Origin of the sequence: Streptomyces sp. NPDC059002 (assembly GCF_042740435.1) — a bacterium.
In the GTDB taxonomy this organism is placed as follows: Bacteria; Actinomycetota; Actinomycetes; order Streptomycetales; family Streptomycetaceae; genus Streptomyces.
The window spans coordinates 67,197-88,707 of sequence record NZ_JBHYJI010000006.1 but is presented as its reverse complement, the minus strand read 5'-3'; the positions used below and the strand labels follow the sequence as shown (position 1 = coordinate 88,707).

The window sequence follows — 21,511 nt, the reverse complement described above, 5'->3', positions numbered from 1 at the left end:
CTCTTGGACAGGGCCAACGGGTCCGGTCAACAAGGAGGTTCAGGGTGCAGGCGCGCGCTTTCGGGTCAACTCAGCGGCGGGGCAGGAAGGGCTGGATCGGCGCGGCCGTGGTGGGCACCGTCGTCGCCGGGATCGTGGCGGGACCGCCGGTCAGCGCCTCCGGCGCGGACGCCGACGGCGGGCCGCGCGGATACGGCCGCGGCGCGCTCGCGGCGGACGTCGACGCGGTGCGGAAGGCGGGCGGTGACGTGAGTGTCCTGGCCGAACTCGACACCGGCCGGGGCACCGTCCGCGCGAGAAGCGGGGCCGGGGCCGCCGACGGCGCGGGGCGGGTGCCCTGGGACGCCCAGTTCCGCGCGGCGAGCACGACGAAGACCTTCACCGCCGTCGTCGCGCTCCAACTGGCCGCCGAGGGCGCGTTGTCGCTGGACGACACCGTCGAGAAGTGGCTGCCGGGAGTCGTGTCGGGCAACGGCAACGACGGCTCCAAGATCACGGTCCGGGACCTGTTGCGGCAGACCAGCGGCATCTTCGACTACGTCGACGACCCCGACGTCGGCGGCGCCCTCGCCCGGGACTTCGAGGGGCACCGCTACGACACGACCCCGCCGCGCACCTGGGTGGCGACGGCCATGCGCCACCGCCCCCTGTTCACCCCCGACGCCGAGCACCCGCGCTGGGCGTACTCCAACACCAACTACCTGCTCGCCGCCATGGTCATCGAGAAGGCCGGCGGGGCCGGCTGGCGCGAGCAGGTCGAGCACCGCGTCATCGCCCGGCTCGGGCTGCGGCACACCTCCATCGGCGGGGCGAACCCCTTCATCCCCGGCCCTCATGCGCGCGTCACCCTCCGTATGCCCACGGGAGAATCGCTGGACGTCACCGAGCACAGCCTCCAGCACACCGCCGACTCGGCCGTCATCAGCACCACGAAGGACCTGAACACCTTCTTCCGCGCGCTGGTCACCGGCAAGCTGCTGCCCAAGGCCCAACTCGCCGAGATGCAGCGCACCGTGGCCCGCACCGGTGACGCGGCCGACCTCGCCGAATGGCCCAAGGGCGGCTACGGCCTCGGGCTGCGCTGGGTCCCCCTCTCCTGCGGCAGCGGCTACTGGCACCACGAGGGCGACGGCTTCGGCTCCTACACCCGCACCGGCGTCACCCCCGACGGCCGCCGCTCCATCGCCGTCTCCATCACCAGCAACGGCAGCACCCCCGACCTTGCGTCCTTCAACACCGCCACCCGCAAGCTCGTCGACCACGCCCTGTGCAAGGCCTCCTAGACCCGGGGACGTGATCGACCGGCGGACGGCCGTGGTGACTCAGGACGAGGGCGTACCGAGGACCTTGCGCGCCGCCGTCAGGGCCGAGTCGAGTCCGCCGTCGAGTTCCTCCTCGGTGAAGACGGGGGTCTGCACATGGGGAGGGATGCCGGGGCCGTCGAAGGTGTCGCCGTTGCGGTCCAGGTACTTCTCGTTGGGGAGCATGACCGCCCACTTCTCCGACAGGATCCGGGTCAGGGTGTCCGAGAACACGCCCTGGGTGTTCTCCCCGATCCGCGTCACGCCGGGCGAGCGCTCGATCAGGGCCTGGGTGAAAGACTCCGCCGCGCTGATCGAACTTCCGCTGGTCAGCACGGCGACCGGCCCGGTCCAGCGGGGGGCGTCGGAGGGACGCACGGTGATCGGCTGCGGGCGTGTGTACCGGTTCGGGTCCCGCGGATCGTTCCTGGCCACCTTGGTGTACGCCGTGTAGGCGCGGTCCGTCAGGCGGGAGGCGATCCGCAGGCCGAGCGCGTCCGAGCCGCCGTCGTTGAGGCGGACGTCGATGACCAGGCCCCGCAGGGCACGGACCCGATCCGTTCCGTCGCTGTCGCCTTTGCCGTCGCTCTTGCCGTCGCTCTTGCCGTCGCTCTTGCCGTCGCTCTTGCCGTCGCCGAGCAACGCGTCCAGGGCCCGGTCGAGTTCGGCCCGCTCCTGCTCGAACGTCCCGTCGGCGACGTATCCGCTGAAGCTGTTGATACGCAAGTAGGCGATGCCGTCGGGGAGTTCACCCACCGCGAGGTTGCCCTGCGCGAACGTCCGCACCGGTCCGACGAGCTGCCGGTCGACGGCTCGCGCGGCCCGTGCGCGCAGTTCGTCCGTGGGCAGCCGGGTGCCGGGCCGCAGGCCCCCGAAGACGGGGGTGAGCTCGTGGAAGAGCGCGGTGTGGGCGTCGTTCAGCGGCCGGATCATCCCGGTGAAGATCTGCTGCAGTTCGGCGTCGGTGGTGTGGGGCGTGACACGCGACCGGTACCGGTTCCCGAGGGCCTCCCAGTCGATGCCCTTGGCCTCGAAGAAGGGGTAGTTCTCGGCGAACGTCGCCCAGAACCGGTCGAAGACGGAGCGGGGGTCCTCCGGCGCCGCCCGCCCGCACTCCTCGGGCAGGGCGGCCAGGCGCTTCATGTGCCGTACGCCGACCGTCCCGTCCAGGTCGAGCCGCGCATGCCTGCGTCCTTGCGGCGCGAAGGTCATCGCGAGCCCGATGTCCTTGTTGGTGAACCGCGTGGCCCCATCGGGTGCCGGGCTGCCCGCCTGCCGGGCATCCATGAACCCGCGTACGCAGCTGTCACTCGTGGTGTCGTACGACGCGAGCTTCCCGTCCTTGACGGTCATCACCGTGCCGTAACCGTCCATGCGCCACACCCCGTCGAGACCCCCGCCACCCGCGGACGCGGCCTGCGCGGGACCACCCGGCACGGCGAACGCCGCCATCACCGCCATCGCGAGTCCGGCAGCAGTCCTCCGCAACGTGTTCGCCATACGCCCCCTCCTCCTCATGACCTCGGCCAGCCAGTCTTCCAGCACCTGACTTCCGGCGGAGACCTGGCATGACCGCATCCACCGGCACTGTCAGTGCCGGGTGCGACGATCACCGCATGACGGCAGAGACTTTTGACTGGCAGCCTTTCCTTGCCCGGTGGAGCCGGGAGTGGGCCGACGCGCGGCGCGACGCGGTGGGCCTGCGTCCGGCGGACGTCGAGGCGCTGCGGCGCGGCTGGCTCGGGTTCGATCCGGCAGGCCCGGCGGAGATAGCCGCGATGGAAGCCCGCCTCGGGTGTGAAATGCCGCCGTCCTACCGGGAGTTCCTGCGGGTCAGCGACGGCTGGCAGCATGCGGGCGGCTTCGTCTGGGCGCTGGCGGGCACCCGTGAGGCGCGTTGGCACGAGAATGCCAGTGAGCTCGGCGAGGACTTCGACGAGTTCTGGGGCGAGGAGGACAATCCGCCGGAGGTGCGGGCGCAGGTCGGCCTGTGGTCGCGCGCACTACAGCTGGACGTCGAGTCGGACGCCATGTACGTACTGCTCGACCCGGAGGATGTCGGGCCGGACGGCGAATGGGCGGTGCGGGTGTGGGCGAGCTGGCACGCGGACGAACCGACGCGGTATCCGTCGTTCGCGGCCTACATGGTCGCCATGCACCAGGAGTTCCACCATCTTCAGGCGGGCCGTGAGGAGGACGGCGCATCGTTCGTCAACGAGACCACGCGCACCCAGGACGCCGCCGTCGCCCTGGCCAGGACCGAGGCGCTGCGCGGCCGCCACGAGGAGGCGGCCGGGCTGCTGGTCGAGGCCCAGCGGTACGGCAGGCCGCACGCAGCCGATCTCCTGGACCAGATAGGGCAGTTGAGCATCCCGTTCGGGACGACCCGGCACCGGCCGCTGCCGGGCGGTGACCGCTACCTGGCCGAGCAGCTCCCGCTGGAGGCCGCCCACCTGCTCAGCAGCGGACGCCGCGTGGAGAACTGGCACGTCGCCGACCCCGATGTCTTCCCCGGCACCGCACGGGCCGCGGCGGACATCCTGCGCGAGATGAACGAGGGCACTTGGCGCTACGAGGCCGACGGCGCGTTCGGCGACGCGGTCGACGAGGCCCGCGAGAAGGCCCGTTGGGGCGACACCGACACCGCGTGGCGGATCCTGCGCGCCGCGATCCCGCAGTGGCAGCCGCTCGACCCGCATCACATCGCCCCGCTGGGCCTGCTCGCCGATCCCGTACTGGCTCCGGTGCTCACCTCCGAGCGGCGCGCGGAACTGCTCGCCACCCCGCGCGGCGGCGAACCGGGCCCGGTGCCGTCCCCCGCCTCCGACCAGGACCCGGGCGGCCTGTCCTGGCTCGTGCGGCCCGAAGGACTGCGGGAGGGCGCGGCCGAGCAGCCCGACTTCCGGCTGATCCTGGTCGAAGGGGTCGCCCCGGACGAACTGCCCGCCCTGCTCGGCTCCTCGGACGATGCCGCCCTGGCCCCGCCGCTGCACCACTGGAGGCTCCGCCGCCACCATCACCCCGATCAACGGCAGTTCTCCAGCCACGACGACAAACCGCTGCTGCACGTCGGACGGGCCGCGGCGGGCTGGAGCTTCGGCTTCGAGCAGGATCCGTCCACGTCGTTCTCCACGGAGCGGTTCGTCTCGCCCGCACCGGCGGCCTCGGCGGGCGGCGGCCGCGCCATCGTGCTGTGGCACCAACTCGGCCGGCACACACCGGTGTTCCATCTGTCGGTCGCCGAGGCCGGGACGCTGCTCCACTCCTGGACGGTGCGCGACGGCGCGGTCGAGGAAACCACCGGCACCCTCCCCGCCGAACTGGCCCCTTCTGCCCTCGGTTTCACCACCCCGGGTGCGGATTCCCGGACAGCCGCCGAGGAACGCGTCCTCGACGCCATCGCCGAGCGGTACGGCCTGACCCTGCCGCGCCTCGCGCTCACCGAGGGCAGGCTGCACTCCTTCGAATCGGCGTCCTGGATACGCCCGCCCGGCCCGGATGAGACGTACCTGACGATCGGCTTCCGCTGACGTCCGGATCCCGAGGTCGGGGACGGCTTGACCTTGACGCCGCGTCAACCCTCCATCCTGCTGGCAGGAGCTTCCGCGCAGTCGACCGGAACAGCTCCGCAAAGGAGGGAGAACACCATGACGGCCCAATCGATCGCCGGTCCGGCCATTCGCGTGCAGGGGCTCAAGAAGTCGTACGGCACGCTCGAAGTGCTGCGCGGCGTGGACTTCGACGTGGCCCGGGGCAGCATCTTCGCCCTGCTCGGCTCCAACGGATCGGGCAAGACCACCACCGTGCGGATCCTTGCCACGCTCCTGAAGGCCGACGCGGGGACGGCCCAGGTCAACGGATTCGACGTCGCGACGCAACCGGCGAACGTGCGGGAGTCCTTCAGCCTCACCGGACAGTTCACGGCCGTCGACGAGATCCTCAGCGGCCGCGAGAACCTCGTCCTCGTCGCCAGGCTGCTCCACCTCAAGGACCCTTCCGCGATCGCGGACGACCTGCTGAGGCGCTTCTCACTGACCGACGCGGGCGCACGGAAGGTGTCCACCTACTCGGGCGGGATGCGCCGCCGCCTCGACATCGCGATGAGCCTCATCGGGAATCCGCCGGTGATCTTCCTGGACGAGCCGACGACCGGTCTCGACCCCGAGGGGCGCATCGAGGTGTGGCAGGCCGTCAAGGAACTCACCGGGTACGGGACGACGGTGCTGCTCACCACGCAGTATCTGAACGAGGCCGAACAGCTGGCCGACCGGATCGCGATCCTCCACCAGGGCCGGATCATCGTGCACGGCACCCTCGCCGAGCTGAAGCGGCTGCTGCCGCCCGCCGACGTCGAGTACGTCGAGAAGCAGCCGACCCTGGAGGAGATCTTCCTCGCGGTCATCGGCGGCAACGACAAGAGCGACGACACGAGCGACGGCACGAGCGACGACGCCATCGCCACGAAGAACCCGCGCACAGGGAAGAACTAGGGGGCAGCCATGACCACACACTTCTTCGGCGACACCGCCGTGCTCACGGGGCGGACCCTGCGCCATGTCACACGCAGCCTGGACACCATCATCACCACCGTCCTCACGCCGGTCGCCATGATGCTGATGTTCGTCTACGTGTTCGGCGGCGCGATCGACACGGGGTCGGACGCGTACGTGGACTACATGCTGCCCGGCATCCTGCTCGTCACGGTCGCGTCGGGCATCTCGTACACCGCGTACCGGCTCTTCACCGACATGAAGAGCGGGATCTTCGAGCGGTTCCAGTCCATGCCGATCGCACGGTCGGGCGTGCTGTGGGCCCACGTCTTCACCTCGCTGGCCGCCAACCTGATCTCGCTCGTGATCGTCGTGGGCGCCGCCGTGCTCATGGGCTTCCGCTCGGGGGCGGGAGTCCTTGAGTGGCTCGCGGTCGCGGGCATCCTGCTCCTGTTCACGCTGGCCCTGACCTGGATCGCCGTGATCCCCGGACTCACCGCGACATCGGTGGAGGGCGCGGGCGCGTTCGCCTACCCGCTCATCTTCCTGCCGTTCGTCAGCTCGGCGTTCGTGCCCACACAGACCATGCCGGGACCGGTGCGCGCCTTCGCCGAACACCAGCCGGTGACGTCCATCGTCAACGCGATCCGCCACCTGTTCGACCAGCAGCCGGTCGGCGACGACATCTGGACCGCCCTCGCCTGGTGCGTCGGCATCCTCGTCGTGGCGTACGTCTCCGCGATGGCCGTCTACCGCCGGAAGATCGCCTGAGGCAGGCTGGGACCATGCTCACCATCAGCCAGCTGGCGGCGTACGCCGGGGTGACGGTGCGGGCGGTGCGCCACTACCACCAGATCGGGCTGCTGCCGGAACCCGCACGCGACCGGTCCGGATACCGGAGCTACGACGCCGCCGCGGTCGTGCGCCTGATCCGGATCCACACCCTGGCGGACGCCGGTGTGCCGCTGGCCCGCGTGCAGGAGCTCCTCGACGCCGGTCCTGAGGAGTTCGCCGACGGCGTCCAGGACATCGACAAGGAACTCCGCGCCGGGATCCGGCGGCTGCAGAACACCCGCAAACGGCTCGCCCGGCTCGCCGCCGGAGAGCATCTGGCGCTCCCGCAGAGCGTCGTGGACTATCTCGGCCGGCTGCGCGCCCTCGGTGTCGGGGAGCAGTACATCGAGATGGAACGGGATGCCTGGATCATGGTCGCCGCCCAGGTGCCGCACCTGATCGACGCCGTGATCGCCGAGAAGCACGAGCAGCTGGACGACCCCGACATGGTGCGGCTCTACAGCCTGCTCAGAGGGCCGCTCGACTGGCCGGCCGACGATCCGCGCATCGTCGAGATCGCCGACATCCTGGAGCGTCTGATGCTGCGCGCCGTGGCGGCGGGCGAGGTGGGCGGCGACGGCTTCGACGACCAGCTCGTCGACCTCCTCGACTCGACCATGCTCGAGTCCTCACCGGGCGCCGAACTGGTCCTTGCGATCCTGGCGGAGCGCGGCTGGAAGGGCTGGACCCGCATCGAGCGCGTGCCCGCCGACCGGCTCGCCACCGAGCTGCCGCCGGACTGACGGCAGCTCCCCCACCGGGTCGCCCCTGCGCCGTCTTCGGGCGTCAGGCGCCTGCGGCCCCGTCGGACACGGTCACGCCGACCGGTGTGCCCGCCTCGACGGTGCGGCTGACCGTGCAGAGCCGGTCGTGCGAGGTCTTCACGGCGCGGGGCAGGATCGTGCGGGCGCGCTCCCCCGACGGCCCGTCCGGGAACGCGACGGAGAAGGTGACTTGGAGGTCCGACATCCGGTTGCCGCTCTCGTCCTCGACCTTGTTGCCGGTCACGGTGAGGGAGAACGTGGTCGGTTCCGTGTGACGGCTCGTGGCGACCTCCACGTCGGCCGCGGTACAGCCGCCGATCGCCGCGAGGAACAACTCGACCGGCGTGAAGTCGGTGCCCTCGCCGGTGCCGAAGCTCAGCGTGCCCCCGCGGGCGTTGGTCGCGGTGAACCGGCCGGGGCCGGACCGCTCGATGGTGACGGAACGCAGCGCATTGTCAGTCATGGCGACGACAGTACGTGCCCGCTCCGCGGACCGCCCGCCGACCGCGCCCGCAGCGCACCCCGCGCGCCCCGCCCACCCGCGGCCTTTACCTGTACCGAGGCCGATCCCACGCCCTATCGTGGACGAATGCACCGTCGTCAAGAGCGGCTCCTGGTCAAGCTTTTGAATGCAGGATCGGTCGAAAAGATCGTGGCTTTGGCCGAGCGTTTTCCCGCAGTACTGACCCCGGAATTCGATCAGATGGTCGCTGACGTCGGGGAGACGGCGGTGGCCCAGGGTGACGTGCGGCTGGCGGTTGCCCTGGAGCAAGTGAGCCAGGTGTTGAGGGCGTTGCGGGGACAGACGTCCTTTGACGCCGATGTGCCGCTCATGGAGATACTGATGAGTTCGCCGCATGCGTCGATGCTGGTGAACATGGCCGACCAGGCCGACTGGAGCAGTTGGCAGACCCTCTTGGGCGGAAATCCCGTGGTCATCGAGGGGGAATTCCCGGACCAATTGGAGGGACTTCGGCCCCATGTGCGCGAGGAAGACACATGGGTCCTTGAAGCACTCGTCGCGTTCCTCAAGGAATGCCGGGCCACCGGCACGGGCGCGGCCGTCGCCCGGTGGCGCACGTCCGCGCACGTGGGCGCCGGTGCCGCGCTGCCGTCCGAGTACCAGCTCCTGGCGGCGGCCCGCCTCGCCGACCTCCTCGGTGACCGCGAGGACCTGACCGCGGCGACGGCCCTCGGCAGTCTGGGCATCCTCCTCATGCGGCGGCAGTTCGGGGACCGGCAGGAGAACCTCCGGCAGTCCGGGGAACTGCTGGCGGCGGCGGTCGAACTGGCCGCGGCGCACGGCGACGTGGCGTCCAGGGCCCAGTACCAACAAGCGCTCGCGCACGTCGTCCTGGTCGGCGAGAACGACGCCGAACGGTCGCTCGACATCTGTGCGGCGGCCCTGGAGGGCTGGCGCAGAGAAGACGACCCGCAGCTGTGGGGCCTCGTCATGACGAGCCGCGCGAACTGCCTCGTCGTACTGCATCGGTACGGCGAGGCGATCGAGGATTACCTGGCCTCGCTGACCGTCTTCGACCGTGACGCGAGCCCTAAGCGCTGGGCCATCTCCACCTACGGGCTGGGCGGCGCGTATGTGAGTCGAGGACTGCGGGGCGGCAGCACCGACGACTTCGAGCAGGGCCTGGCCGTCCTCGAGGAAGTGGCACGGCTGCGCAGCCGCGAACAGGACGAGATGCGCTGGGCGATCACCGAGGACGGACTCGGCTGGTGCCGTCTGCTCCGGCGCAGGCCCGCGGAGCGCGCCGCCGATCTCGACCGCGCCATCGGCCACTTCACCGCGGCGCTGCAGGCCTTCCCGCCGGGTCGTCCGGAGTACGCACGCAGCCAATACGGCCTGGGCCAGGCGTACTTCGCACGTCACCAGCTGGCCGGGAGCGGCGCCGACCTCTTGGCGGGCAGGGCGGCTCTGGAGGCGGCGTTGGACGTCGCCGACACGCACGAGCGGCGCGGCGTGCACCACCACCTCGCCATGGTCTGTCTGCGCCTGGGCGCCACCGACCCCGAGGCCCAGGACGCCGCCGTCGAGCACCAGAGGGCGGCGCTCTCCCTGGTGTCCGCCGACGAGGAGCCGCAGGGGTGGGCGGACGAAGCGGTGGCTCTCGCCGCGACGCTGCTCACCCACGGCAGCCTCACGCAGGCCGAGACCCACGAGCAGGCCGTCCAGTACCTGATGACCGCGCTCCCACTCCTTGGTTCGGGCGCGAAGCTCGCCCATGCGCTCGCCGTCCTCGGGACCGCCTGGGCCCAGCACCCGTTCGGTGGCTTCGACGACCTGGCGACCCAGGCGCTCGAAGGCGCGCTCACGGAGATCACCAGGGAGGACGAGCCGGAGCTGTGGCTGCACCTGCAGACCTCGCTCGCCGCATCGGCCATCGACCGGGAGTCCGGCTCGGAGATCGGTGACGAGGACCGGCAGGCGCGCTACGCCGAGGTCCTCGGCCGTCTCGACGAAGCCCTGGACACTGCCACGACTCCCCCGGGCACCGCCCACGTGAAGGCGGTCATCGGTGAGGCACATCTGACGTACGGACACCGGGAGGCCGCGATCGCGCCGCTCGAAGAGGCCAGGGACATCTTCAAAGAGCTGAGGGACGCCGACAGCTTCGCCCGTGTCCAACTGCGCCTCGCCCGCGCCTACGGCCCGGCCGACCCCCGTTCCTTCCGGGCCGCCCTGACCGCCCGCAGGCTCACCCCCATGGAGGTGTCGCCCCGCGAGTTCGGCATCGCCAGTGAGTGGCTGGGGCACGCCCGTCTGAGCCAGGGCGATCAGGAGCGGGCAGGCCGCGCCTACCACGACGCGGTCACCGCCCGCCGCTACGCGGTGCGTGCCGCGCGGCTGCCCACGGACCAGGAGATGGTGCGCGGCTGGTTCCGCGACAACGTGGCCGAGCAGGCGGGCCTGTGCTTCGCCAGGGCGGCGGAGCGGACGGCGGACGGGGGCGAACGGCAGCGCCTCCTGACGCTCGCGGTCGAAAGCCTCGACGCGGGCAGGCTGAACGGCTTCCCGGAGTACGAGGCCACGCACCTCGCTCTGCTGGCCAAGCACGACCCCGGACTGCACCAGGAGTACGCGAAGGCGGCCGCACGGTTCCAGGACGCGGGCCGTGTCGACCGCACCTCCCTGACCGGTTCGTTCGGCGGCATCGAACCGCTTGCCGTCATCCGGGATCCGGCGAACTGGCTGGACAACCGGGAGGAGGCACGCGCGGCATGGGCCCAGTACAAGGACGTCCTGGCCCGGATCCAGACCCGCACCGGTCTGGCTCTGACGGCCGAGCCGCTGACGCTCGCGGAGATCGCCGCGCTGCTCGACGAGCGGGCCTCGGTCGCGTACGTCATGTGCGACGACGACGGCTCCGCGGGGACGCAGCGTCCGCTGATCCTGCTCGTCCTGCCCGACGGCACGGTCCGCATGCGCTGGTGCTCCGGCGGTCTTTCCGAGATCTACGCCATCGGCGCCTGGCTGCCGAACCAATTCCTGCCGGGATTCGTGCCGTTGCTGCGCAAGGCGCTCGACGAGGCGTTCCCCGTCATCGGTGAGCTGGTCTGCAGGCCGCTGGCCGAGGAGCTCAGGGACGCGGGCATCGAGCGGGTGCACCTCGTCGCCTGCGGGATCCTCAACACCTTTCCCCTGCACGCCTGTGCGGTCGACGAGGCGGGACAGGTGCCCCTGAGCGAGGAGTTCGGGGTCTCCTACCTCCCGTCCGCCGCCGTGCTCCGTTCCCTGCGTGCCCGCTCGCACCGGACGGGACGCCCCCGCATGGTCACCGTCACCAACCCCCTGCCCAACCCCACGCCCCTCCCCCATGCCGCGACCCAGCGGGCCGAGGTGGCCAAGGCGGCCCGGGCCGGTGGCGCCGCCCTGGTCGAACTCCCCGAACACGCCGCGACCGGGGACGCCGTACGCACCGCCGTCGCCGAAGCCACCCATGTGGACTTCGCCTGCCACGGACAAGTGCATCACCAGTACGCCCTCGACTCCGGCATCGAACTGTCCGACGGGCCGATGGTGGTGCGCGACCTCCTCGACACCCGGCTGCTCGACGGCGTGGCCCTCGTGACGCTGACCTCGTGCCAGAGCGCCGTACCCGCCGGAAGCCCGTTCAAGGACGAACCCTTCTCGCTGGCCACGGGGTTCCTCACCGCGGGTGCCCACGCCGTGCTCGGCACTCTGTGGCGCGTGAACGACCTGGCGACCGCGCTGTACGTCGGCCGGTTCTACCACCATCTCCTGGTGGACCGGCACCCGTTGGCGACCGCGCTGGGGCAGGCCCAGCGGTGGCTGCGCGAACTCACCCTCGCCGACATCGCGGCCGAACTCGGCGACGAGACCCCACCGGCACCGCTGTGGGCGGCCGTCCGGCCGTTCGACCATTCCCTCTACTGGGCCCCTTTCGTCCTCACCGCGGACTGACCCATGATGGCCGCGTGTCCTCTCCTCGCACGGTGACCGACGCATGCGGTCCGCCCGCCCCCGTACTCACGGACGGCATGAGCCGGAGCGAAGCCCTCGGCGTGCTCTGCCCCGGTCAGTCAGCGGTGCTGGGTGACCCGGCGAAGGGCGTCATCTCGGGGGTCGTACGGTACGAACGGCTGGCCTCCCTCGGGGAGGCAGTGACTCTCGACGAGGCGGCCGAGCCTGCGCTCCTGGTGCCCGCGCACCTCACCCTGGAACAGGCCTTCCACATCCTGCTCGCCCACTCCGAGATGAGCTGGCTGGTGTCCGAGAGCGGCGGTCTGCTGGCCAGGTCCGAGCTGGTCCCGGCGCCCCTCGAACGGTTCGCGGGGGCGACGCCCGACCGCGGCGGTCTGCCCGGCGACCCGGTCTCGCCCGCCAGCGGTCTGACCTACCGCTGCCCGGCGGAGCCCGGCGCGCATGTGTTCCCGCCGTCGCGCATCGAGGTGTGGACCACCGATCTCCGGGCCCGCTGTCCGGTCGACGGCAGGCTGATGACCGCGTTCCTCCCTCCTGCCGACGATCAGGAGTGATGTGCTCGGCGCCTTCGTCAACCGCTTCGGGAGCCTGCTGGACCGCCGGTTCCTGCTGGGCAGTTGGTTCCCTTCGCTCTGCGGGGCCCTGCTGCTGTGCGGCGCCTACGCGCTCGCGCACGGCTGGCGGACGTCCGTCGCGCAGTGGCACGGTCTCGGCGCGGCCGCCCAGACCTGGCTGGGCATCGCCGGGGCCGCGGGGGTCACGCTGATCGCGTTCCTCCTCCATGTGGCCCCGGTCATCCGGTTGTTCGAGGGCTATCCGCTGCCGTCCTGGATCAAGGAATGGGGCCGGTCGCGCCAGACGCTGCGACGCGACCGGCTCCCTGAAAGCGCGTCACTGCGCGCCTACCCGCGCAACAGCCAGCTGATCCGCCCCACCCGCCTGGGCAACCTGCTCACCGCCGCCGAGGAGCACTCCTATCAGCGCTACCGGATCGACGCGGTGATCTGGTGGCCGCGATTCACTCCCGTACTGCCCCAGACGTTCCGCGACCAACTGGACGAGGCGCTCCTGCCGTTGACCTCGTTGACGAGCCTCACCCTGTCCCTCTCCGTCAGCGGCGGCACCGGCACCGTCTTCCTCGTCTCCTCCGGCCACGGGGTCGCTGCCGCGGTCCTCGGCGCCGCCACCGCACTGGTCGCCGTCGTCGCGTACCGCGCCGCGCTGGCGCAGGCCGGGCAGTACGCGGAGGCCATTCGCGCCACCTTCGACCTCTACCGCCACGACGTCCTGACGACGATGCGGATCGCGCCGCCGGACGACCTCGTGGCGGAGCGACGGCAGTGGGAGGAACTCACCCAGTGGATCTACCGCGGCGAACCGCCCGCGGATCCGCTGCGCTACACGCATCCGTCCGAGCCCTCCGCCTGAGTGCGCGCGGTCAGTCGCGGTCGGGCCGGAGGAAGCGCCTGCTGTCGGCGGGTTCCCGGATGATCTCCAAGGCCACGTCGGACACGTTCTTGCGGGAATGGCGGGCGTGATGGCGCATCAGGGCAAAGGCCTGCTCGGGGTCGATATGAAGTCGCTCGGCCAGGATCCCCTTGGCGTGCTCGATGTCGATCCGGCGCTGACTGGCCGTCGCGAGCTGTTCGGCGAACGACTCCTTCCGCTGATGCTCGGCACGCAGGCCCGCCAGCAGAACGTCGAGCATCCGTGTGGTCAGTTCTGCCCGGACGGCCGGATCAGGATGGTGGGGCGGCGCCGAGCTGATCACCATCAGCAGGTCTCGCACCGTGATGTCCGCCCGTACGTCATCGGACGCACGGGCGCGGCTGAGCAGTTGCTCCATGCCGTGCAGGAGATCGGCCAGGGCAGGTTCCTCCGTCGGCAGTCCTGCCACCGCGTCAGGGTGCAGGAGCCGACCGGAACCGCTCATCACCGCCGTCCGCACGAACTTCGCCAGTGCTTCCCCCGGCTCACTCTCCTCGTCGAGGACGTTCCGCGCCTGTTCGTTCAGGAGGGCTGCCTCTTCCTCGGCGATCTGCCGCACCAGCGCCTCCCTCCTCGGGAAGTACCGGTAGATCGTGGACACACCGATCCGGGCCCGCCGCGCGATGTCCTCCATCGGCGCGTCGTATCCCAGCGTGCCGAACACCGCGCGTGCCGCGCGAAGGATGCGCTCGACATTGCGGCGGGCAGACCCGTAGAGGGGGCCGCGCGGCCGCTCGCCCATGCCGGTGCGGGACGGCTGTTCCGCAGGAGGCGGGGTGTCGACTGCCGTGGTCGCAAGGGGACTTGAGCCGTGCGTCCGGCTGCGTCCGCTCTCCTCGGCCGACGCGGAGCGTGCTTCCCGTGCGGGCCGGGGCGCGCCGGTGGCGTGCGGGGCCGAACGGGCGGGCCTCGCCTTGAGTTCCGCGAGGCGGGCCGCCAACTCCTGCGGTGTGTACGCGATGTCCTGCGCGGCCTCCGCGAGGGCGCGAGCAACGTCGTCGTTCTCGTGGTCACTTCCGGTCTGGTCCACTCGAGCCCCCTTCCCGGTCGCGTTCCGCGTCCTCGTCGGCCAGCAGGTCGGCCAGGGCGTGGCGGGCGTCGTACAGCTGGGACTTGACCGTTCCCTCCGCCAAGCCAAGGGTACGGGCAATGACACTCACGGGCTGGTCGAGGATGTAGTGCAGGACGGTCACCTCGCGCTGCCCGATGGGGAGCCGCGCCAGCGCCCGCCGGACGTCGAGGCGCTGGTCCACCTCGCTGAAGTCCTCGCACTCCTTGACCAGTTGGGCGGGATCGGCCCGCGCCAGCAGCTCCTCCCGTCGTTCCGCGGTACGGCAGTGCTGGCGCCACATGTTGAGTGCCGTCTTGGCCACCCAGGCGATCGGGTGGTCGTACAGGCGGACTTCATGCCACTTCCGACAGGCGGTCCAGAAGGCGTCCTGGGCGAGGTCCTCCGCCGTGGCCCGGCCGGCCCCCATCAGGACCAGTGAACGCACCATGCGCGTGAAGCCCCGCTCGAACAGCTCGTCAAACGCTGCTTCCGACGAGGAGACCGGTGGCTCGGGCACTGGTTCGATCATGATCCCGTCGCGCGATCGGGCAGGGCTTCAGATGGACGGACTCGGACGACCCGGACGACCCGGATGTCGCAGTTCAACGGATCGTGGTGCACGAGCAGTTGGACCGCGTCCTCACGGGCAAGGCCGAGCACCTCGACCAGCGTCGCACGGCGCGCCCGCTCGTACACCAGGTTCTTCACGATCTGCACGACGGCGTGGCCCAGATTGAGGGCGGTCACTGTACCGATCAGGGTGATCGCAGTACTCCCCATGGCGCGGTCGTCCTTCCGGGGCGGGGCAGGGGCAGGAGCTACGACGTCGTCACCGGTAACTGTCACCACCCAGGGGCCCGGTTGGGTCCACCGAAGAATTTCTCAGGGGCGCCAGGCCGGGACGGACAGCGTCGCGCCGGTCTCGACGTACGTCTTGAGGTTCGCCAGCACGAAGTTCCAGCCGCCGGAGATCTGGCGGTGCTCCTTGTCGTCCCGCAGGTTGACATGGGTGACCGTGAGGCGCGTGGTCTCGCCGTACGGCTGCAGGTCGAAGGTGACCCGGGAGGCGCCGTGCGGACGGTCCTCGCCGGGACCGGCCCAGGTCAGGGTCAGTCGGCGCGGCTCGTCGATCTCGACCACCGTGCCCACCACGTCGTCGATGCCGGAACCGTCCGGACGGCGGTGCGCCCAGGACGATCCGGGCTGCCAGTCGGAGACGTTGTGGTGACCCCAGTAGGCCGCCGTCGCCTCCGGGTCCATGAGGCACTGCCAGATCCTTTCCGGGCTGGCGGCGATGTAGGTGGTGTGGACGAATGCGGGGCGGGGCTCGTTCTCGGCGTTGAGGCGGGGCTCGTTCTCGGCGTTCATGGGGGATTCCGCTTTCTGTTTCAGTGCGCTCAGCGCGCCCAGGCGGGGCTGGTCGAAGGCGCTGATCCACCGCTCCTGGATCTCGTGGAGCGGCACGGGGTTGAGGTAGTGCAACTTCTCGCGGCCTCTGCGGACGGTGCTGACGAGATGCGCGGCCTCCAGCACGCCCAGGTGCTGGGTCAGTGACTGCCGGGCCATCCGCACGCTTTCGCACAGTTCGCCCAGTGTCTGGCCGTTGTTCTCGCGCAGCCTGTCCAGCACGAACCGCCTGGTCGGATCGGCCAGGGCCTTGAAGACCCGGTCCATCTCGCTGCTCACACCTCAATCATGCAGGTGAATACCTGCATGTCAAACGGTACGACCTCCACGGGACGCCGACCAGGGAGCTGACCTGGGGTTATGGGAAGATTTGCCGACAGCAGGGGTGGCCGCCCCGCCGCCCTCCAGGAGACTCCATGCACCTCCCGCCGGCCGCACGCCGGATCGCTCTGTCCTGCGCGGCGCTGGCCACCACCGCGGTCCTCGGCCTGACCGGCTGCGGGGCCGGGGGCAGCGATGACACCGCGGAGGGCGGGTTCACCGCCGAGCAGCGGCGCCGGGCGGACCAGTTGGTGAGCGTCTTCGAGAACGGCACCACCAAGATCCAGTACGCGTACGCGGAGAACCTCGACGACGGCCGGGGCGTCACCGCGGGCCGGGCGGGCTTCACCACCAACGACGGCGACGCGCTGCAAGTGGTCCGCGCCTACACCGACCAGGTGCCCGGCAATCCGCTCGCCCGCTTCATCCCCGCACTGGAACGCCGGGCCGACGCGGACGGCCCCGACGCAGAGGGCTCCGACGCCGTGCCCGACGCCGACTTCATCGCCGCGTGGAAGAAGGCCGCCACCGACCCCGCCTTCCGCGAGGTGCAGGACGCCCAGGTCGACGAGCGCTACTTCGCACCCGCCGCGCGGGCCGCCGAGAAGGCCGGGCTGAGCAGCCCGCTCGCCCTCGCCGAGCTCTACGACGCCTCCATCCAGCACGGCAACGGCTCCGACGGCGACGCCCTGCCCGCCCTCATCGAGCGGACGACGGCCAAGGTCGGCACGCCCGCCGAGGCCGGCGAGAAGGACTGGCTCGACGCCTTCTTCGACGTACGCGTCCACGACCTGACCCACCCCGTGAACTCCGCCACCGCCGACGAGTGGCGCACCTCCGTCGACCGCGTCGAAGCACTGCGCCGGGTCGCAGCGAGCGGCAACCACGACCTCGAAGGGCCCTTCACCGTCAAGGCGTTCGGCAGCACATACACCATCAAGTGAGGGGCGGGGCCGTCCCGTTCCGCCGCTCCCCCGGAGCGCGGCGGCGGGGCGCTGATACGTAGCTGATACACAACCGCGCGACGGCGGAAGCTTCGCCCTGATCGCCTGGAAGCGGCCCTCCCGAAGGCTGTGGACGTACCCGATGTCCGGTGTACGCATACCTGGCCTTGGGAGGCGGTTGACGTGTCCGTACGTGCCCACTGTGCTGTCCGCACGGTGTTCGGGGGGTCTTCGCGGGCCCGTCGGCGTGTGGCGTGGGGCCTGGCCTCGGTGCTGATCGTCGGGGGCGCCGGTGGTGGTCTGCTGGCGCTCGCCGACGGCGGTGGCCCCGGCGAGGCCGTGGCGCAGGAGTCCTCGATGCCGCGGGCTGTCGCCGACCGCCTTGACCTGCCCTGGCCGAAGGAGGGCCAGGCGGCGATCGCGGTCGAGAAGGTCGGCGCCCTCGACCCCAAGGGGACGCGGCAGCCGGTACCGATCGCGAGCCTCACCAAGGTGATGACCGCGTACGTGATCCTCAAGGACCATCCGCTCAAGGACGGTGCCGCCGGACCGGAGATCAAGGTCGACGAACGGGCCGCTGCCGAGGCCCACTCGCTGAGCGAGTCCACCGCACCGGTCAGCGAGGGGCAGATGCTGTCCCAGCGCAAGCTGCTGGAGCTGATGCTGCTTCCCTCCGGGAACAACGTGGCCCGGCTCCTTGCCCGTTGGGACGCGGGCAGCCAGAAGAAGTTCCTGGCGAAGATGAACGCGGCGGCGGCCCGGCTCGGGATGGCCGACACCACGTACACCGGCGCCAGCGGCATCGAGCCCACCACCCGGTCCACCGCCGCCGACCAGCTCAAGCTGGCCCGCGAGGCCATGAAGGACCCCACGCTGCGCGCGACCGTGGCCCTGCGCAGCACCAAGGTCCCCGGCCGCCCCGAGCCGGTACGGAACACCAACAAGCTGCTCGACCGGCCCGGTGTGCTCGGCCTGAAGACCGGATCGAGCACCCCGGCGGGCGGCAACCTCATGTGGGCGGCCGAGGTTCCGGACGGCAAGAAGCACCACGTCGTGTACGGAGTCGTCCTCGCCCAGCGCGTGGGTACCTCACCGGCCGAGGGAAATCTGGCGGCCCTGGACAGCAGCGGCCGACTCCTGGACGCCCTCCAGCAGAAGCTGCCCGCCGCCCTCGCGGCGCACGGCGGCGGCGGGGACGGCCGTCGATGACTGAGAACACGGTCACCAGCACCGAACCGCCCACCTCCGAGGAGCCGGTCGGGACGTCGCGCGCAGGCGCGTGGTGCAGGGGCGCGTGGCGTACGGGCATGTGGCGCCGTGGTCGTCCCACCGCCGTTGCCGCCGTGCTCTGCGCCCTCGTCATGGCGCTCAACACCCGTATCCCGAACGGCTTCGGCAATCTCGGCAGCCTGTTGCAGACGGTGCTGCCCTGGACGGGCCTGGGTGTGGTGATGCTGCTGGCGGTCGCCGTGGCGCGCCGCTCCGCCCTCGCGGTCGTCGCCGTCCTCGTCCCCGCTGTCACCTGGTGCTCCCTGTTCGTGGGCACGCTCGCCGACAAACGTGCCGGTGGCGGGGACCTGGTGGTGGTTGGCCACAACGTGAACGAGGGGAATCCCGACCCGCGCGGGACCGCGCGGGCGCTGGCCGCCGCGGGCGCCGACGTGGTGGCCCTGGAGGAGCTCGCCGACCCCGCCGTAAAGGCGTACGAGCGCGAACTGGCGCCCGCCTACCCGTACTCCGCGGTGCGGGGCGGCGTCGGACTGTGGAGCAAGCATCCGCTCAAGGCCGTGCAACCGGTGGAGATCATGCCCTGGACGCGGGCCCTGCGCGCCACGGTCGACACCCCGAAGGGGCCCGTCGCGCTCTATGTCGCGCACCTCGCTTCCGTACGGGTCGTGCCGGGCTCCGGGTTCACCACGGAGCGCCGCAATGAGGCGGCCGGGAAGCTGGCCGTGGCCGTACGCGCGGAGCGGCTTGCCCGGGTCGTCGTGGTGGGCGACTTCAACGGCACGACCGACGACTCGGCGCTGGACCCCCTGACCTCGCAGCTGCGTTCGGCGCAGCGCGACGCGGGGGCCGGGTTCGGCTTCACGTGGCCGGCCTCGTTCCCGGTGGTCCGCCTCGACCAGATCATGGTCAAGGGGGTGACTCCGGTCTCCTCGTGGACCCTGCCCGCCACCGGCAGCGACCATCTGCCGGTCGCGGCCTCGCTGCGCTGGTGACACCGCCGCCCTGACGGAGCACGCGGCCTGCCCAGGGGCGCACCGCCGCGTGGCTACGATGCGATCACCTGTCGGCAGGAAAGTACTGGAAGGCGAGTTCTTGTCCGAATCCCCCGTCCCGAGCCAGGTCAGCGTGCTCGTGGTCGAAGACGACGCGGTGATCCGCCGCGCCGTCCAACTGGCTCTCGAACGCTATGGGTACGAGGTCGCGGTCGCCGAGGACGGACTCGGGGGTCTCGATGCGTTCCGGGCCGGGCAGCACGACCTGCTGATCCTGGACGTCATGCTGCCGGGCCTCGACGGCATCGGCCTGTGCCGGCGCATTCGCGACGAGAGTCTCGTACCGATCTTGATGATGTCCGCCCGCGGTGACGCCCTCGACGTCGTGTCCGGGCTCGAAGCCGGGGCCGACGACTATGTGGTCAAGCCCGTCGACATCGGCATCATGGTCGCCCGCATCCGGATGCTGCTGCGCCGCGCCACGTTCCATCCGGGAGCGGCGGCCGGGGCGGCGGCGCCCGGCACCGATACCGGCACCGACGGCGGGACCAACGCCGGGACCCACGCCGGGACCGATCCCGGCCTGCTCGTCTTCGGCGACCTGGCCATCGACCTGCCCGGCCTGACGGTGAGCCGGGCCGGTGCGACCGTCCCTCTGACACCCACCGAGCTGCGTCTGCTCCTGGCGTTCGCCGAGCACCCCGGCATCGTCCTCGACCGGCGCCGCCTGCTGCGCGACGTCTGGGACTACGGCTGGGAGGGCGACACCCGGGTCGTCGACCTGTGCGTGGTGCGGCTGCGCAAGAAGATCGGCGCCGACCGCATCAAGACCGTCCGCGGCTTCGGCTACAAACTCGTCCGGTCCTGAAACGGTGGCCATGGGATTCCTCAACCCCCGCGCCCTGCGCTGGAAGATCGCCGCCCTGACCGCGGCCGCCTGCTGCGCGGTCGCCACGGTCATCGGCCTGCTCGTCCACCAGTCGACGCAGGAGCACGGGCGACGGGCGGGAAGCGACCGGGCCGTCTCCCGACTGGACGTCGCGGAGCAGGAGTACGCCCGTACCGGCGAACGGCCCGCGGCGGCCGACCTCATGACGCCGGACGAGGTCCCCGAGCCGCTGGCCCGTGAACTGGCGGGCGCGCGCGGCAGCGGCGCGTACGCCCTCTGGTACGACGAGAAGCCGCCGAACTGGTACTGGATGTGGGCGGCCGTGCCTGTCGGCGACAAGGTCCTCGTCGTACGCACGGACATGAGCGCCGAGGTGCGCAGCCTCCAGCTCCTGGATCGCAGCATCGTCAAGTCCGTGCTCGCCGCCCTCGCCGTCGTCGTCCCCCTCGCCGCGCTCGCGACCGAGCCGATCAACCGGCGGCTGCGGCACGGCGCCCGGACCGCCCGCAAGATCGCCGACGGTGATCTCGACGCCCGCATCGGGCACCCCGGCCGGGCCCGCGACGAGATCACCGAGATGTCCGCGGCCATGGACGTCATGGCCGCCGCCCTGCAGCAGAAGCTGGAATCGGAGCGGCGCTTCACCGCCGACGTGGCCCATGAGCTGCGCACCCCGCTGATGGGCCTGGTCACCGCCGCCGGTCTGCTCCCCGACCATGACGAGGCCGCGGACCTGGTGCGCACCGAGGTACGCACGCTGCGCGGCCTGACCGAGGACCTCCTGGAGATCTCCCGTCTCGACGCGGGGGCCGAGCGGGCGAGGCTCGACGAGGTCCCCCTGGGCGAGTTGGTCGCCGACGTGGTCCGCCGCGGCGGTGGCGCCGACGAGGTGAGCGTCGGGGACACGGACGTGGTGCGCACCGACCCGCGCCGGGTGGAGCGCATCGTCACCAACCTCATCACCAACGCGCACCGGCACGGCGCGGCCCCCGTCCAGGTCTCCGTCGCCGGTACCCGGATCGCCGTGCGCGACCACGGCCCCGGCTTTCCCGCCGACCTGCTGGCCCACGGGCCGCAGCGCTTTCGCACGGAGGCCGCCGAACGCGGGCGGGGCCACGGCCTCGGGCTGACCATCGCACTGGGTCAGGCCGCGGTCATCGGCGCCCGGCTCACCTTCGCCAACGCGCCGGACGGAGGAGCGGTCGCCACCCTGGAACTCGACCGCTCCCCCGGCTCCGGCCCGCCGGAGGTTCCCGGACCGGGAGACGCCGCGGACCGTCCTCAGTCGTGGCAGGACGAGTCGGACTGAAGTCGTGGCAGGACGAGGCCGACTGCACGACA

General features: G+C 71.2%; 19 protein-coding genes. 13 read left to right on the top strand and 6 right to left on the bottom strand.

Going from position 1 to position 21,511, the window contains the following annotated elements; translation table 11 throughout:
- Positions 1–44: 44 nt before the first annotated feature.
- Positions 45–1,283, top strand: a complete 1,239-nt coding sequence (locus tag ACFWZ2_RS08105) for a serine hydrolase domain-containing protein (protein ID WP_384543545.1) — start codon at positions 45–47, stop codon at positions 1,281–1,283.
- 39 nt (positions 1,284–1,322) lie between these two features.
- Here the strand turns inward: ACFWZ2_RS08105 and ACFWZ2_RS08100 are convergent, their stop codons facing one another.
- Complete coding sequence (locus ACFWZ2_RS08100) at positions 1,323–2,801, bottom strand: S41 family peptidase (protein WP_384543543.1); 1,479 nt, start codon at positions 2,799–2,801, stop codon at positions 1,323–1,325.
- 116 nt (positions 2,802–2,917) lie between these two features.
- Here ACFWZ2_RS08100 and ACFWZ2_RS08095 point away from each other — a divergent pair, with 116 nt between their 5' ends.
- The 4 genes from ACFWZ2_RS08095 to ACFWZ2_RS08080 all read left to right on the top strand — a co-directional run bounded on the left by ACFWZ2_RS08095 (position 2,918) and on the right by ACFWZ2_RS08080 (position 7,368).
- Positions 2,918–4,831: an SMI1/KNR4 family protein gene (locus tag ACFWZ2_RS08095; RefSeq protein WP_384543541.1), complete on the top strand. Its 1,914-nt coding sequence runs from the start codon at positions 2,918–2,920 to the stop codon at positions 4,829–4,831.
- Positions 4,832–4,948: 117 nt separating this feature from the next.
- Positions 4,949–5,791, top strand: a complete 843-nt coding sequence (locus ACFWZ2_RS08090) for an ABC transporter ATP-binding protein (protein ID WP_384543539.1) — start codon at positions 4,949–4,951, stop codon at positions 5,789–5,791.
- Between the two features lie 9 nt (positions 5,792–5,800).
- Positions 5,801–6,562 carry an ABC transporter permease gene (locus ACFWZ2_RS08085; protein ID WP_384543537.1) on the top strand — a complete coding sequence of 254 codons (762 nt, stop codon included), beginning with the start codon at positions 5,801–5,803 and terminating at the stop codon, positions 6,560–6,562.
- A gap of 14 nt (positions 6,563–6,576) precedes the next feature.
- On the top strand, positions 6,577–7,368 hold the full coding sequence (locus tag ACFWZ2_RS08080; RefSeq protein ID WP_384543535.1) for a MerR family transcriptional regulator: 792 nt from the start codon (positions 6,577–6,579) through the stop codon (positions 7,366–7,368).
- A gap of 43 nt (positions 7,369–7,411) precedes the next feature.
- On the opposite strand, the gene ACFWZ2_RS08075 is transcribed toward ACFWZ2_RS08080, so the two are convergent.
- Positions 7,412–7,852, bottom strand: coding sequence for an OsmC family protein (locus ACFWZ2_RS08075; RefSeq protein WP_384543533.1), 441 nt, complete (start codon positions 7,850–7,852; stop codon positions 7,412–7,414).
- Positions 7,853–8,233: 381 nt separating this feature from the next.
- Here ACFWZ2_RS08075 and ACFWZ2_RS08070 point away from each other — a divergent pair, with 381 nt between their 5' ends.
- The 3 genes from ACFWZ2_RS08070 to ACFWZ2_RS08060 all read left to right on the top strand — a co-directional run bounded on the left by ACFWZ2_RS08070 (position 8,234) and on the right by ACFWZ2_RS08060 (position 13,276).
- The gene (locus ACFWZ2_RS08070) at positions 8,234–11,827 is read left to right on the top strand and encodes a CHAT domain-containing protein (protein WP_384543531.1); all 3,594 of its coding nucleotides are present in this window, start codon (positions 8,234–8,236) and stop codon (positions 11,825–11,827) included.
- A gap of 77 nt (positions 11,828–11,904) precedes the next feature.
- Positions 11,905–12,402: a hypothetical protein gene (locus tag ACFWZ2_RS08065; protein WP_384543529.1), complete on the top strand. Its 498-nt coding sequence runs from the start codon at positions 11,905–11,907 to the stop codon at positions 12,400–12,402.
- A 1-nt stretch (position 12,403) separates the two neighbouring features.
- Positions 12,404–13,276: a hypothetical protein gene (locus ACFWZ2_RS08060; protein WP_384543527.1), complete on the top strand. Its 873-nt coding sequence runs from the start codon at positions 12,404–12,406 to the stop codon at positions 13,274–13,276.
- Positions 13,277–13,286: 10 nt separating this feature from the next.
- On the opposite strand, the gene ACFWZ2_RS08055 is transcribed toward ACFWZ2_RS08060, so the two are convergent.
- The 4 genes from ACFWZ2_RS08055 to ACFWZ2_RS08040 form a co-directional block, all read right to left on the bottom strand.
- Positions 13,287–14,366, bottom strand: coding sequence for an ANTAR domain-containing protein (locus ACFWZ2_RS08055; RefSeq protein ID WP_384543525.1), 1,080 nt, complete (start codon positions 14,364–14,366; stop codon positions 13,287–13,289).
- Positions 14,347–14,904: an RNA polymerase sigma factor gene (locus tag ACFWZ2_RS08050; protein ID WP_384543523.1), complete on the bottom strand. Its 558-nt coding sequence runs from the start codon at positions 14,902–14,904 to the stop codon at positions 14,347–14,349. The genes ACFWZ2_RS08055 and ACFWZ2_RS08050 overlap by 20 nt, the downstream gene beginning before the upstream one ends.
- 8 nt (positions 14,905–14,912) lie before the next feature.
- Positions 14,913–15,167 carry a hypothetical protein gene (locus tag ACFWZ2_RS08045; RefSeq protein ID WP_384543521.1) on the bottom strand — a complete coding sequence of 85 codons (255 nt, stop codon included), beginning with the start codon at positions 15,165–15,167 and terminating at the stop codon, positions 14,913–14,915.
- A gap of 102 nt (positions 15,168–15,269) precedes the next feature.
- The gene (locus ACFWZ2_RS08040; RefSeq protein ID WP_384543803.1) at positions 15,270–16,061 is read right to left on the bottom strand and encodes an ArsR/SmtB family transcription factor; all 792 of its coding nucleotides are present in this window, start codon (positions 16,059–16,061) and stop codon (positions 15,270–15,272) included.
- Between the two features lie 149 nt (positions 16,062–16,210).
- Between ACFWZ2_RS08040 and ACFWZ2_RS08035 the strand changes: the two genes are divergently transcribed.
- From ACFWZ2_RS08035 to ACFWZ2_RS08015, 5 genes are all read left to right on the top strand, one after another.
- Positions 16,211–17,059 (top strand): chitosanase, encoded by an 849-nt coding sequence (locus tag ACFWZ2_RS08035; protein ID WP_384543519.1) that lies wholly within the window; start codon positions 16,211–16,213, stop codon positions 17,057–17,059.
- A 249-nt stretch (positions 17,060–17,308) separates the two neighbouring features.
- Positions 17,309–18,268, top strand: coding sequence for a D-alanyl-D-alanine carboxypeptidase family protein (locus tag ACFWZ2_RS08030; protein WP_384543517.1), 960 nt, complete (start codon positions 17,309–17,311; stop codon positions 18,266–18,268).
- A 98-nt stretch (positions 18,269–18,366) separates the two neighbouring features.
- A complete protein-coding gene (locus ACFWZ2_RS08025; RefSeq protein ID WP_384543801.1) occupies positions 18,367–19,281 on the top strand; it encodes an endonuclease/exonuclease/phosphatase family protein in 915 nt (304 codons plus the stop codon).
- 58 nt (positions 19,282–19,339) lie between these two features.
- Entirely contained in the window at positions 19,340–20,149 is an 810-nt protein-coding gene (locus ACFWZ2_RS08020) for a response regulator transcription factor (protein ID WP_384543515.1), read from the top strand.
- Between the two features lie 10 nt (positions 20,150–20,159).
- Positions 20,160–21,479, top strand: coding sequence for a sensor histidine kinase (locus tag ACFWZ2_RS08015; RefSeq protein ID WP_384543513.1), 1,320 nt, complete (start codon positions 20,160–20,162; stop codon positions 21,477–21,479).
- The last annotated feature ends 32 nt before the right edge of the window (positions 21,480–21,511 follow it).

Coding starts and splice junctions, on each gene's coding strand:
- ACFWZ2_RS08075 (WP_384543533.1), bottom strand. CDS start 7,852: ATGACTGACAATGCGCTGCGTTCCGTCACCATCGAGCGGTCCGGCCCC.
- ACFWZ2_RS08065 (WP_384543529.1), top strand. CDS start 11,905: ATGAGCCGGAGCGAAGCCCTCGGCGTGCTCTGCCCCGGTCAGTCAGCG.
- ACFWZ2_RS08100 (WP_384543543.1), bottom strand. CDS start 2,801: ATGGCGAACACGTTGCGGAGGACTGCTGCCGGACTCGCGATGGCGGTG.
- ACFWZ2_RS08035 (WP_384543519.1), top strand. CDS start 16,211: ATGCACCTCCCGCCGGCCGCACGCCGGATCGCTCTGTCCTGCGCGGCG.
- ACFWZ2_RS08095 (WP_384543541.1), top strand. CDS start 2,918: ATGACGGCAGAGACTTTTGACTGGCAGCCTTTCCTTGCCCGGTGGAGC.
- ACFWZ2_RS08015 (WP_384543513.1), top strand. CDS start 20,160: ATGGGATTCCTCAACCCCCGCGCCCTGCGCTGGAAGATCGCCGCCCTG.
- ACFWZ2_RS08090 (WP_384543539.1), top strand. CDS start 4,949: ATGACGGCCCAATCGATCGCCGGTCCGGCCATTCGCGTGCAGGGGCTC.
- ACFWZ2_RS08020 (WP_384543515.1), top strand. CDS start 19,340: ATGCGATCACCTGTCGGCAGGAAAGTACTGGAAGGCGAGTTCTTGTCC.
- ACFWZ2_RS08080 (WP_384543535.1), top strand. CDS start 6,577: ATGCTCACCATCAGCCAGCTGGCGGCGTACGCCGGGGTGACGGTGCGG.
- ACFWZ2_RS08040 (WP_384543803.1), bottom strand. CDS start 16,061: ATGGACCGGGTCTTCAAGGCCCTGGCCGATCCGACCAGGCGGTTCGTG.
- ACFWZ2_RS08070 (WP_384543531.1), top strand. CDS start 8,234: ATGAGTTCGCCGCATGCGTCGATGCTGGTGAACATGGCCGACCAGGCC.
- ACFWZ2_RS08045 (WP_384543521.1), bottom strand. CDS start 15,167: ATGGGGAGTACTGCGATCACCCTGATCGGTACAGTGACCGCCCTCAAT.
- ACFWZ2_RS08085 (WP_384543537.1), top strand. CDS start 5,801: ATGACCACACACTTCTTCGGCGACACCGCCGTGCTCACGGGGCGGACC.
- ACFWZ2_RS08025 (WP_384543801.1), top strand. CDS start 18,367: ATGTGGCGCCGTGGTCGTCCCACCGCCGTTGCCGCCGTGCTCTGCGCC.